This window comes from Embleya scabrispora DSM 41855 (genome assembly GCF_000372745.1).
Classification (GTDB): Bacteria; Actinomycetota; Actinomycetes; order Streptomycetales; family Streptomycetaceae; genus Embleya; species Embleya scabrispora.
Genome location: NZ_KB889666.1, coordinates 113653 through 126023, shown reverse-complemented (window position 1 = coordinate 126023; position 12371 = coordinate 113653). Strand labels below are relative to the sequence as shown.

General features: G+C 69.0%; 9 protein-coding genes. 1 reads left to right on the top strand and 8 read right to left on the bottom strand.

From position 1 onward, the window contains the following. Positions 1-17: 17 nt before the first annotated feature. From A3IC_RS0120750 to A3IC_RS0120715, 7 genes are all read right to left on the bottom strand, one after another. Positions 18-1751 (bottom strand): hydantoinase B/oxoprolinase family protein, encoded by a 1734-nt coding sequence (locus tag A3IC_RS0120750; protein ID WP_020551972.1) that lies wholly within the window; start codon positions 1749-1751, stop codon positions 18-20. Then, positions 1748-3859, bottom strand: a complete 2112-nt coding sequence (locus tag A3IC_RS0120745; RefSeq protein ID WP_020551971.1) for a hydantoinase/oxoprolinase family protein — start codon at positions 3857-3859, stop codon at positions 1748-1750. Before A3IC_RS0120745 ends, A3IC_RS0120750 begins: the two co-directional genes overlap by 4 nt. Before the next feature lie 166 nt (positions 3860-4025). Continuing rightward, positions 4026-5162: a pyridoxal phosphate-dependent aminotransferase gene (locus tag A3IC_RS0120740; RefSeq protein WP_020551970.1), complete on the bottom strand. Its 1137-nt coding sequence runs from the start codon at positions 5160-5162 to the stop codon at positions 4026-4028. 61 nt (positions 5163-5223) lie between these two features. Further along, positions 5224-5655 carry an ATP-binding protein gene (locus A3IC_RS0120735; protein WP_026218517.1) on the bottom strand — a complete coding sequence of 144 codons (432 nt, stop codon included), beginning with the start codon at positions 5653-5655 and terminating at the stop codon, positions 5224-5226. 130 nt (positions 5656-5785) lie between these two features. Then, positions 5786-6499: a GntR family transcriptional regulator gene (locus A3IC_RS0120730; RefSeq protein ID WP_020551968.1), complete on the bottom strand. Its 714-nt coding sequence runs from the start codon at positions 6497-6499 to the stop codon at positions 5786-5788. A gap of 311 nt (positions 6500-6810) precedes the next feature. Next, positions 6811-8151: a hypothetical protein gene (locus A3IC_RS55585; protein ID WP_158696031.1), complete on the bottom strand. Its 1341-nt coding sequence runs from the start codon at positions 8149-8151 to the stop codon at positions 6811-6813. Positions 8152-8231: 80 nt separating this feature from the next. Beyond that, positions 8232-9296 (bottom strand): DUF8094 domain-containing protein, encoded by a 1065-nt coding sequence (locus tag A3IC_RS0120715; protein ID WP_020551965.1) that lies wholly within the window; start codon positions 9294-9296, stop codon positions 8232-8234. 1828 nt (positions 9297-11124) lie between these two features. On the opposite strand from A3IC_RS0120715, the gene A3IC_RS73570 reads away from it, so the two are divergent. Continuing rightward, positions 11125-11361: a Mu transposase domain-containing protein gene (locus A3IC_RS73570; protein WP_425387348.1), complete on the top strand. Its 237-nt coding sequence runs from the start codon at positions 11125-11127 to the stop codon at positions 11359-11361. Here A3IC_RS73570 and A3IC_RS0120710 read toward each other — a convergent pair. Then, positions 11317-12360: a LacI family DNA-binding transcriptional regulator gene (locus tag A3IC_RS0120710; protein ID WP_020551964.1), complete on the bottom strand. Its 1044-nt coding sequence runs from the start codon at positions 12358-12360 to the stop codon at positions 11317-11319. The two genes, A3IC_RS73570 and A3IC_RS0120710, sit on opposite strands and share 45 nt — an antisense overlap. Positions 12361-12371 lie beyond the last annotated feature (11 nt).

Sequence of the window (12371 nt, the reverse complement as noted above, 5' to 3'; positions counted from 1 at the left end):
CAGGGGAGAGCGGTCGTTCAGCGGTGGTGCGCGGAGCGGAGTTCTTGCGTGGCGGCGGTGTCGACGGTGCCGGTGGGCGTGATGACCACGCCGTAGTCGCGGGCTGCGCCGGCGAGGGTCACTTTCTGGTCGAGTACGTCCTGCAGGACCCGGTCGGCTTCCCGGGTCAGGGCGCTGCCGTGACCTCCTCCGCCGGCGGTGACGTGGCGGTGACGGTCGCCGGCGACCAGGGTCCGGATGACCTTGGTCGGCAGGATCTGCTCCTGCGGCGTTCCGGTGTTGAGGATGTTGGACGAGGGAGTCCCTGGTCCTCCTCCCGCAAGGCCGTAGGGGAGATGCCGGCGCCGGTCCGAACGGATCTGTACCGAGACCTCGGGGTGGAGGATCGTTATGTCGCGGAAGGTCGACAGGCCACCGCGCCATCGGCCCGGTCCGCCGGTGTCGGGGAGATAGCCGTAACCGTCGATGCGAAGGTGCCCGGACTGCTCGAGCTCCTCGATCGGTGTGTTGGCGAGGTTCGCGCCGAGCGGGCTGATGCCGTCCACTCCGTCGCGGTCGGGCCTGGCCCCCCAGGCGCCGCACAGGACGTCCCACAGGACGGCGCTGGATCCGTCCTGCTCGGTGACGCCGATCGCGATGGAGTCGGGGCCGCCGTCGCCGGCGGCAGGGACTCGGTGGGGGAACACCGGTGCCAGAGCGCCCAGGACGGTATCGATGATGCGGTAGGCGACCAGGCCGCGCGCACCGCGGGCAGACGGGCGTCTGCCGTTGAGGATGCTGCCTTCGGGGATGACGAACGTGAAGGGGCGGTAGAAGCCGCTGTTGGCCGGGATGTCGGATCCGAGGGCTCCCTGGATGGCGGCGTAGGAGGCGGACTTGGTGAACGAGGCGGTGGCGTTGAGCGCCGAGGCGACCTGCGGGGACGATCCGGTGAAGTCCAGGTGCAGGGCGTCGCCGACGATGCCGACGGTGACGCGGAAGGGGATGGGGGGTGAGCCGAGCCCGTCGTCGTCGATGTGGTCCTCGAAGGTGTAGCTGCCGTCGGCGGCTTCGGTGACTGCGGCACGCAGGAGGGTCTCGGAGTAGTCGAGGAGTTCGTCGATCAGCACAGCCAATTCGTCGGTCCCGTGGCGCCTGGCAAGATCCTTCAGTCCTTCGCCGCCGGCGTGGCAGGCGGCGAGCTGCGCCTCGAGGTCACCGCGCAGCAGGCCGGGCTCGCGTACGTTGCGCAGGATCAGGGCCAGGAACGTTTCGTTCAGTACGCCCGCTTCCACCAGGCGGGACGGCGGGATCTGGACGCCTTCGGCGAAGATGCTGGTGGACTGCACGGCCATCGATCCGGCGGCCCAGCCGCCCACGTCGGCGTGGTTGACGACGGTGACCGAGTAGCCGATCAGTTCCTGCTCATCGGTGAACACCGGCCCGACAGCGAAGATGTCGGGCAGATGCATGCCGCCCAGGTCCGGATCGTTGAGGAGGTAGACGTCGCCGGGACGGACGGTGTCCCCGAACGCGTCCAGGACGGCGCTCATGGCCTCGGGTATGGAACCGAGGTGCACCGGGCAGGTGTTGGCCTGGGCGATGACACGCCCTGAGGCGTCGCACAGCGCGGCCGAGAAGTCCATGCTGGAGGCGACGATCTGCGAGTGGGCCGTACGCAGGATGGTGATCGCCATCTCGTCGGACAGTCCTGATACCGCGTTGCGGAACACCTCGAATGTGGCGGCGTCGCGGATGGGGTGCGGGCTCATGACGATTCCTTGGTGGCAGTGGTCCAGCGGATGACGATGTTGTCGAGGCTGTCGCGGTGCGCGGTGGCCCCCGGCGGCACCAGGGTCGTCGAGTCCATGTCCTCGATGACCAGTGGTCCGGGCACGCGGTGGGAGGGCAGTTCAGCGCGGGCGATGACCGGGGTGTCTTCCGTGTGGTCGAACCGGCAGGCCCGGGAATGGGCGGGGCGGGAGTGCTGCGGGAGCAGACGCAGCGCGCGGTCGATGGTGATGGGGTTGCGTACCGTGCCCCGCACGCGGATGTTGACGATCTCGATCAGCTCGTCACCGCCCGCGCGACCGTAGGTCCGGCGGTGCTCGGCGTGGAACCGCGTGCGGGCTCCGGCCATGAGGGCGGGTGTGACGGTGCCGTTGGGTACCACGACCGGGAGCTCGAACCGCTGGCCGTGGTAGCGCATGTCAAGGACCCGCTGCACATCGGCTTCCGCGCCCGGCGCGGCTTCCCGCAGCGCCCGGGTGATGTCCTCGGCCATACGGTCGAACTCGGCGGTGAGCACGCCAGGCTCGTCGAATTGGGGGCGGTGGGGTGCGACCGACTCGCGGGAGGTGTCGGCCACGAGCAGGCCGAGGCTGCTGAACAGGCCGGTGTGCACGGGAACGATGACGGTGTCGATGCCCAGTTCCTTCGCCAGAGCGGCACCGTAGAGGGGGCCCGCTCCTCCGAAAGCCACCATGACCGCGTCCCGCGGGTCGCGGCCCCGTTCACTCGTGACGGCCTTGACGGCCTTCGTCATGTTGGAGACGGCGACCTCGTAGGCGCCGCGCGCGGCAGCGGGGATGTCGACGTCCAACTGTTGGGCGATGGTGTCGAGGGACTTCTCGGCGAGGTCCGGACGGATCGCCACCCGACCGCCGGCGAGGGACCGGGGGCTGAGGTAGCCCAGGACGACATTGGCGTCGGTGAGGGTGGGATGGTCGCCACCGTTGCCGTAGCACGCGGGGCCGGGCCGGGATCCCGCGCTTTCGGGACCGACCCTCAGGGAGCCTGCCGCGTCCACGGAGACGACGCTGCTGCCGCCGGCGCCCACCTCGGCGATATCGATGGAAGGCACCCGCACGGTGTAGCCGGCGCCCCGGCCCATGCTTCTCGTGAGGTTCATTCCTCCGCCGACCTCGTAGTCGGCGGCGACGAAGGGCTCCCCGTTTTCGATGAGCGAGGCCTTGGCGGTGGTGCCGCCCATGTCGAACGCTACGACGGAGTCGAGGCCCATCAGTTGGGCGAGCTTCTGGACGGCGATGACGCCTGCGGCGGGGCCTGACTCGATGATCTGGACAGGCCGCTGCACCACGGACGCCGCGTCGAGGAGGCCGCCGCTGGACTGCATGATCATGAGGGGCTCGGTGATGCCCGCCGCGCGCAGCCCGTCGCTGAGCGCGCTGACGTAGTCGTGCACCTGCGGCCCGACGTAGCTGTTCACGACCGCGGTACTGGTGCGCTCGAACTCCTTGATCTGCGGTGAGATATCGACGGAGGCGGTGACGTACACGCCGGGCAGCAGTTCGCGCAGTTCGGCTGCGACACGTTGTTCCTCATCGGGGCGGACATGGGAGTTGATCAAACAGACGGCGACGGCCTCGATGCCCGCCGCACGGATCCGATCGGCCAGGTCGGCCACCTCGGCGCTGTCCGCGGCGGGCCTGAGTTCACCGTTCGCGGTGATGCGCTGGTCGAGTTCGTAGCGGTGGCGGCGCAGCGCGAGCGGCACGGGCTTTTGCCAGGACAGGTCGTACAGCAGGGGGCGGCGCAGGCGGCCGAGTTCCAGGACGTCCCGGAAGCCTTTGGTGGTGACCAGCGCGGTGCGCGCGCCGCGCATTTCAAGGATCGCGTTGGTGGCCACGGTGGTGGCGTGCAGCATGGCGTGGACCTCATGCGCCTCGACGCCCGCGTCACCGAGCGCGGCGGCCGTCCCCTCAAGGACCGCGGTGCCGAAGTCGGGCGGAGTGGAGAGAACCTTGACGGGCAGGACGCGGCCGTCGGGCCCGAGGGCGATGACGTCGGTGAAAGTGCCGCCGATGTCGGCACTGACGCGCCAGCCTTGGTCGCGACTGGTCGTGGGTGCTCCTGACACGTTCGGCTCCTTCGGGGTGGGCCTGGGTGACGCGGACGCCTCGCAGGCGGATGCGGGAATTGAGATCTCATATTTCTAATCTGAGATCTTTCGCAGTGAGATACGGAGCGCGTGCCCACAGTGGGGGAGGGGCACGAAGCAGCCGGGATCGCGGTCCGGCGGGGGCTCAGGTGCGGTGGACACCCGCGGTCAGGGAAGCCAGCCGGTCTGTGACTTCGGTGAGGGCGGCCGCGCTCCCGCCGTACAGCATGCGGGCATGGGTGGCCGGGCCCTGAAAGGCATCGCCTGCCAGAGCGGTGACACCATGGGACAGCAGCAGGTCCTCCAGTGCGCGGCCAACCACGCCGAGCCGGCTGAAGTCGACGAAGGCGAAGACTCCCGCGTCGGGCGGCGGGGTTTTCAGGCCCGCTTGGGCCAGGCCGGCCACCAGTAGGTCGCGCCGCGCTCGCAGGGTCGCGAAGGAGGGTTCGATCCAGTCCTGCGGCCCGGTGAGGACGGCGACCGCGGCGGCCTGCGCGACGTCGCCCACGTTGATCACGTCCCATTCGAGTGCACGGTGGATCGGTTCCAGCAGGTGGGCGGGAGCGTTCACGTATCCCACCCGCCAGCTCGTGAAGGCGTAGTTCTTGCTGAGGCTGGTCACCGTGACCAGGTCGGGATGGCGGTCGCGCAGCAGCATCTGGGGCCGGTAGCCCGGGCCGTCCCATACGTAACGTTCGTAGGATTCGTCGGCCAGGACCATCAGGCCGTGGCGCGCCGCCACGTCCAGAAGCTGCTCAAGCCGCTCCCGACTGGGAAGGTAGCCGGTGGGATTGTTGGGATTGCAGATCAGCAGCGCCCTGGTGGCGGGGGTGACGGCGGCCTCGACGGCCGCAGGGTCGTGGTCCCATCCGTGCTTCTCCTCCGACGGCACATAGATCGGGCGGACTCCCGCCAGCCGGATCATGCCGTCGAAGAAGTAGGTGGGGGCCGGCACGAGGACCTCGTCGCCCGGGTCCAAGAGGGCTCGGAGGACCATGCTCATGCCATGTTGTGCTCCGTGGGTGATGAGCAGTTCGGCCTCCGGATCCGCGTCGACCCCGAGGGTGATCCGCAGGTGATCGGAGATCGTTCGGCGCAGTTCGGCCGAGCCCCGGCTCCGGCGGGGGAAGACCTGGCTCGCCGCGATCCGGGCGGCCTCGACGACGTGTGCGGGCATCGGCAGCACCGGGACGCCGCCCATGGGGATCAGGTCGGCACACGGCCCCGCCGCGTCGAGCACGCGTTCGGCGAGTTCGAGGGCCGGCAGGCGTTGCAGAGGCATGGTGATTCCCTTCGGAGGCATTGAACGGGCCGCAAGGGGCGCCGTTCTGTCGGGGGCCAACTCACCTGAATGTGTCCGGCAACTCGGCCCAGACGGTCTTGCCGCCCGGATGCGGTTCGGTCGTGAGACGTCCGCCCCGCTCCCTGAGGAGAAGGTCGACGATCGCCGTGCCTCGGCCGCAGGTGGCGTCATGGGAAGCGGTGATGCGCCTCGGACAGGTGCTGTGGTTGTCGCGGATTCCGAGCCGCAGCATCCCGCCGTCGCTGATGCCGAGCGTGACGCGGATGCTCGGAGTGAACATGCCCGCGTGCGTGACGGCGTTGGTGACCAGTTCAGTGGCGATCAGACCCAGGGCGTAGATGAGGTCCCCGTCCGTGGGGAGCCCCCATTCGGAGAGAACCCGGGCCAGGCGGCGCCGCATCCGAGGCACCGCTGAGCGCGTAGGCGGTAGCTCGAAGGTGCGGACTGGGGGGTGAAGCGTGCTGGTGTTCATGGCGGTCTCGCTGCACGTAGTGAGCGAACAAGGGGTGAGATCTCTAGTAAACCAACTGAGATCTCAGTCCACCACTGGGAGAACCTTCTGTCAACGGTTCTGGAACGTCTGGGGAACTCGTCGCTATTCGTCAGGACACCTGGATACTGGCCCCGGTGATCGAATCGCTGGACAGGAGCGCGCCGATGATGTGCTCCTGCGAGGTTCGCGTACGGGCGGCCATGGCCGCGCGGGCGGCGGCGGGGTCGCGCTCGCGGATGGCCTCCAGAATGGCGCGCCGCTGGTGTGCGGCCGTATCCGAGAACGGCAGCGACTTCAAGGTGATCCGCAGGACGCGTTCCAACTCGTCGAAGGCACGGACGATCGACTGGGCCAGCATGTCGTTGCCGCAGCAGTTGGCGATGATGGCGTCGAACTCGAGGTTGGCCCGCAAGAAGCCATCGACGCCGGCCGTGTCGCCCAACTCGTAGGATGCGCCCAGCAGTTTCTCCATGCGGGCCAAGCTCGCATCCGGACAGCCGTGCTCCGCGGCCAGGCCCGCGGCCTCGGTCTCCAGGAGTTGCCGGAACGCACACAGGTCCCGGGTGCCCTTCAGAGTCACCGGCAGGATGCGGTACCCCGATCGGGGCAGCGCCTGGACCAAGCCGTCGCGCTGGAGACGGGTCAGAGCTTCCCGGACGGGCATGGTGCCCGCACTCGCCAGGCGCGAAAGGTCGGTCTTGGTGACGTGTGCGCCGGGTCGCAGCTCAAGCTCGATGATCTGCCGCTTGATCGCCAGGTAAGCGCGCTCCGTGGCATTCGAGCCGGCGTGATCGGTGCTGAGGATGGCCGGCAGATACTTCACCCGGCCATCCTAGCGATGATGATCGCAGTTGGTATCTCTCGGATCTTACAAGGACCTCGGCCGTTCAGGATTTTCACCACTTGCCGACGGTGACGCGCCCGAACCCGCCGCCGTGTCGAAGGCTCAGACCGTCGGGGGATCGGGCGTCGGCTTCCACAACCGGGAACTGATCGGCTGAGCGGGTGCGCACCTCGGTGCGGTGCCGGGCGCCCTGGTGCCGGAATGCCCGACCGGGCGACAAACCCTGACGCCGTCGAACATCGGCGACGTTCGGCGTCCGGTCGGGTCCCGGCCCGCGCTCGTGCGCGTGCTCACAACGACCGTAGCCGCCCCGGCTCCGGCTCGTAGGTCCAGTGCCAGGCCACCTGCTGCCACCGCTTCTTCAAGGCGGTCCGCTCCTTCGCGACACGGGCCAGTGCCGCCTCGATCGCCGGTGCCCACTCCGTCGCCAAGTCACCCTCGGGCACCGGTACCCGAACCAGCAGATTCTGCTTGTCCTGTACGAGCACCAGTTCGCCGTCGGGCGAACATCCCAGCAGGGAGAAGTTCTTCAGCAGGCTGAACGGCTTCGCGTCGGTACCCACCCGCGCCGACAGGGCGCCGTCGGCCGACCAGGCGAAGAGCCCGTATCGGTTGAGGTGAAAGACCCGCCCGCGAGCCGGATCCGTCGCGACCCGGTAGCACTCCCCCGTGAACGGGCTGTCCTTCCACGGCTCCATGCCCTCCATCCGCCCCAGCAGGTTGCCCTTGTCGTCCAACAGCGCGAAGGCGAACTGGTTCCCGCGGTTGCCGCTGCGGTACAGCTTCCCGAACACCGGGACCACGAAGAGATCGTCGCGCAGTGGCTCGGGCTCACCCAACCAGTGCGGCGCGTAGCCGAACCTGTCCGGCCACCGCTCGTCCACCAGTTCCCCCAGCCCACGTGCGGGCCGATGCCCCATGCCCACCGGCAGTCCCTGGAACATCGCGTACGAGCGCACGTCGAACTGCGCGTTCTGGTGCTTCGGCGCCGCGTCCACCGCCGCGAAGACCTCCACGACCGGCCGATCCACCGGCGTCAACGGCCCGTCGGCCACGCCCACCAGGTTCTCCGAGAAGTCCCCGTACCCGCGCGTCCCGTATTCCGCGAGCACACACAGCAACCGCCCACCCGGCGTCACCCGGATCCGCGTCGCGAAGGGGTTCCCGCCCGGATGGGCACCGGTTCGACGCCGGCCGCAGTCCATGCCAAGGGACCCGATCACCTCGCTCAACTCGGCATCCACCAGGTACGTCGTGTCATAGTGCCCACTCAACGCCACCGTCCCATCCGGCAGCACGGCGAGTCGCAACTCCCACGCATCCCCGTACTTCGAGTACTTCCGCCGCGTCTCGAACACCCCCACGGCCGACGGCGTCTCGTCCCCATCCTCCGCATACCGTGACACCAGCCACACCGAGAGCGACCGGTCGGCCGGATCCGCCGCCTCCTCCCCGCCCGGCTTGTACCGCCACACCCTGGACAGCACGTACATGGCGCCATCGGGCGCGAACGCCGCGTCCTTGTGGTCGAACGACCACCCCGCCGTATAGGGCGCCGCGAGATCGATCGCGTACTTCCGCACGAACTCTGCGGGCAACGCCAACGGCACCAAAGGCAACATCCGAGTCATGCCCCCATGCTGCTCTGCTCCACCGACACCCCGCCGTCGGGTCCGGACGCCCTCGGCGCGGGCCGGGACCCGAGGCCGGGTCACCGCGAAGGTGTCGCCGTCACGCTGAGGATTTGGGGTTGCTGGGCCGAGCTGTCCAGCACCGTAATGGGCGCCTTGGGGGCCGACGGGACGGCGAGCAGGGACAGCGAGATGTGCTTTTGCTGCACTGCGGAGTACGGCCCGGCCTTGCCACCGAGCAGCGAGACGGCGTCCTTGGTGCCGAGTGTGATGTCGCCGGTCGAGTAGAAGTCCACATTCACGTGGGCCGCACACGGCACCAGCGCGGCGCCGGACGCGAGTTCGAACACCGGCAGCGTGTTGGCGATGTTCTGCTGCTCGACGGTCATCCGCAGCGCGGGCTGGGCAGTGATCGTGGCGTTGAAATTCGAGACGACCTTATCGGTGAACGAACCCTCCGCGAACCGTGGATCGGTGGCCGCCTTGGTGGCCGGGCCGACGCTGACATATCCGGCGTACTCACCACAGGCGGCACGTCGGGCCTGGTCGTCCGCGAGCGTCACGGCCAGGCCTCCGGCGTCCGTGCGCACCCGCTCGACCCTCGGGTACGTGACCATGGTCCCGCCCGGCTCCGCGCTCGCTTCCTGCTCTCCCTGGCGCAGCGTGGCGGAGAAGATCAATTTCCAGGGGGCGTCGGCCCGTTCCTGGGCGAAGTACGAGATCCCGCTCAGCGGGCCGCTGCCCTTGGTCGTGCCGATCGCGGCGAACTGCTTGGGATAGCCGGTGTCGGGCGGGATCAGCCACTGCGAGATGGTGTGGGTGAACGGCTCGATCGGCTTCCGCTTCGTCGCCAGGGCGACCCGGTAGCTGCCCGTCGACTCCTCGTAGAGCGAACCCCCCTCGACCCGACCCAGACGTTCGGAGTCGAACTTCGCATTGGCGGCGTTGTTCTCCGCGTCGTGTTCGGCCGACAGTCGGCGTGCGTCCTCCTCCGAGATCACCGGTCGGACTGCGGCCGGTGGGGAGGTGGGGGCGGACGTGCGGACATTCGGGTCGGCGGAGGGCTTCCCCGGCCCGCCGGCCAGGTCCTTGTCCGACGAAGAGGAACAGGCGGTGCTGAGCGTCAAGACGGCCGTGGTGGCCACGGCGAGGACGATCCTGGTGGTGCGTGCAATAGCGATGGCGCAACCTTCCTGCGCTCCGGGGCGATCACGCCCAGGTGCTTCGAGAGCTGTGGTTCGGCGTGCCCGCACGGTCGCGGTACGTGACGGCTGCGACGGGACACCGATACGGCGGCCGGGCGGCTGAGGGGGTGCGCCCGCGCGTCCACAGAACGGAGGTCGCAGCCGGGATCCGACCCCGGGCACCGGCCCGAACGGGCCCCGGACCGGCTCGCGCACGGGCATGTTTTCACGCTCGCGTGAACCATGCCGACATTAGGGTTGCCGGCCGCCCGAGGACTATCCACATCGCGAAGAGCGGAAGCGGAACTTCCGGCCGGCCGGAAGCTCCGCGGCGGAGTCGGGCGCACCCGGGCGCTGTGGTGCCGCCGATCCCTTGACGCCGATTTGTCCCGAACATACTTATTTCGTCGAACGGGAATGCCCCACCGGATGGCACCGCACGTCCGGGAAGGACCGCGCGAGCAACGCGTTGCACAACTGCTGGAAGGGCTTCTCACCCAACCGCTCGTACAGGTACCGCCACGACTGACCGCCGCCGCCACTCACCACACGCCCCCACCCTCGGACACCCACCGCACCGGGCCCCGAGATAGGCGCGACACCCGACATCGGTACCCGAATCACGCAACCCCCCGGCCCTCCACGACCCGCAGCGACGTGCAGTCGGAAACGGCCGGCATCTGATTTCGTGTCGAGTGGGAAGCGACTCGTGAATATCGCACCCGCCACGGTCCGACGCCGTGACCGCAACGATCACACAACGGAAGGTCGTTCCCGGTCCAGCACACCCCACACTGCCGCTGCGCCGCTCCCTGCACCGGTGGTCGTGTCGTGTCGGTGGCTTCGAGGGATGTGATGCCGGCAATGCCCCGCCGCTGCGCCGTGTTCCTGCGGGGCGGGTGCGGTCCGTCCCGGACGCCGGCTCGGTGGCTTCTATCGGCCGGGTGGGCCGGGATCCTCGTCGCGGCGACCGACTGCACAACCCGGTCCCGATGACGCCGGCGCCGCCCCGGGCGCCCATGCCGGTGGGCAGGCGCCGCAGCACGGGGGGCGACGCGCCGAAATACGGCGATCGGGTGGCCTTCTACGGCGGCTACGGCGAGGAGCGGGACCGACTCGCCCACGGAGAGCTCACCGAAGCATCCGTCGAGCCGACGGACGTCGGCCTGCTCACCCTGCCCGACGGCCCCGCCCCCGGCCGCCGGCGCGTCGTCGGCCGGGGAAGCAGGATCTACGTCCAGGCCGAGCCGTCACCGCGTGGGGCGTGTTCGACCTCGGCAGCTGATACCCGGTGTCCGGGTCGCGGTGCGTCGATCCGCAGCGTCGTCGACCGCCGAGATCGTCGGTCGCCGCTCGCCCGTCGACGGCCGAACGGGCCCTGTCGAAACGGTCCGAGGACGTCGGCTGACAGGCCGGACCCCCGGCCCCTTTGCCCCGCGCCGCAACGCGAACGGCTCCATCCCCGAGTTGCCGGAATGGTTCGGGTGGGGTCGGGGCGCGGTCAGGTTCGGGCGATCGCTGTTCGGGTGGGTGGGTTCAGATGATGACGTGGAGGACGGTGACGGTGAGGATGTTGCCGTGGACCATGTAGGGAGTTCGCCGGTTCGGCGGTTGCGGGGGATCAGCAGCTGACGATGGCCGGATGCGGATGCGGCGAGGTTTCGCCGTATCCGCCCTGCGCCCGGAGCTTCCGTGAACGACTGCCGGCCGGGCCGGCGCGCGGGCGGGAAGCGGCAGGCCGAGGTTGCTTTTCGGGTTGCCTTCGATCCATCCCGTGCGTGCGCTGTTGATGGGCCTTCCCGACGATGCCTTCGAGACCGGCCTCGTCCTCACACTGCGGGTCGACCGCTACGCGTTGATCACCGTGCGGATGTGTCGGTACTCGGTCCCGGCCCGAGTTCAAGGGCAGGCGCGGAACTGCCCACCGCGGTGGGCCGGTAGATGTCTTGGGCGTACTCGCCCACTTGCCGCAACCTGCCGTTCACCTCTGGGCACGGTCAGGGTGCCGCTGCCTGTATCCACGTGACCCGCCCCCCGGCGCGGGCCCCGTCGTCGCGCGGATCACCAGCTCAGGGTCGAAGAGAAGCTCCCCCGTCGGGACGTCCCGGTTGCTGACCAGAGCCAGAACGCTGCGGCCCACCTCCAGTGCCAGTCGGTCTCCCGGCTGGCGCACCGTCGTCAGCGGCGGATCCACGAATTCCGTGATCATCGATCCGTCGTAGCCAACGACCGAGATGTCGTCGGGCACCGAGCCGCCCTGCCGGCGGATCCCGCGGATCGCGCCGAGCGCCATGTAGTCGCTGGCGGCGACGATGGCCGTAACCCCCAGTTGGAGCAGGACATTCGCAGCCGCCTGACCGCCCTCCAGGGTGTAGGACTGGCGGCTGACCCAACGCTCCGGCTCCTCGACTCCGCGTTTGGCCATGGCTTCGATGAAGCCACGCACGCGCCGGTCTGCCGGACGGTTTCCCTTCGGCCCTGAAGCCATGCCGATGGTCCGATGACCCAGCTGGTACAGATGGTCGACGGCCAGCTCCGCGGCCAGCGCGTCGTCGGTGGAGAAGACGGGCACAGGCACGCCGTCGGCGAACTCTCCGTTGATCCCGACATACGGGATATGCCGAGCTCTGAGTATTTCGTAGGTTTCCGGGTCCGCTCCCTCCACGGTGTTCGACGCGGAGAGGAAGACGACGGCCGCGATGCCCTTGTCGACGATCGAGGTGATGAACTCGCGCTCCTGGACACCACCGGGGAAGGACGGGCAGATCACGGTCTTGAGGCCATGCGGGGCGAGCGCGGACTCGATGCGTTCGGCGACGTCGGCGAAGAAGGGGTTGGACACGTGTTCGGTGACCACGGCCACGAGCTGGCCCTGCACCGGGCGCTCGTAGCCCAGCTCGGCCATGACGCGCTCAACCGCTTCCCTCGTCTTTCGCGCGACACCCTGCCGGCGGTTGATGACCCGGCTGACGGTTGCCTCGCTTACACCCGCGCGCGCTGCGATCTCGACGATGCCGACTTTCATGTACTTCCTTT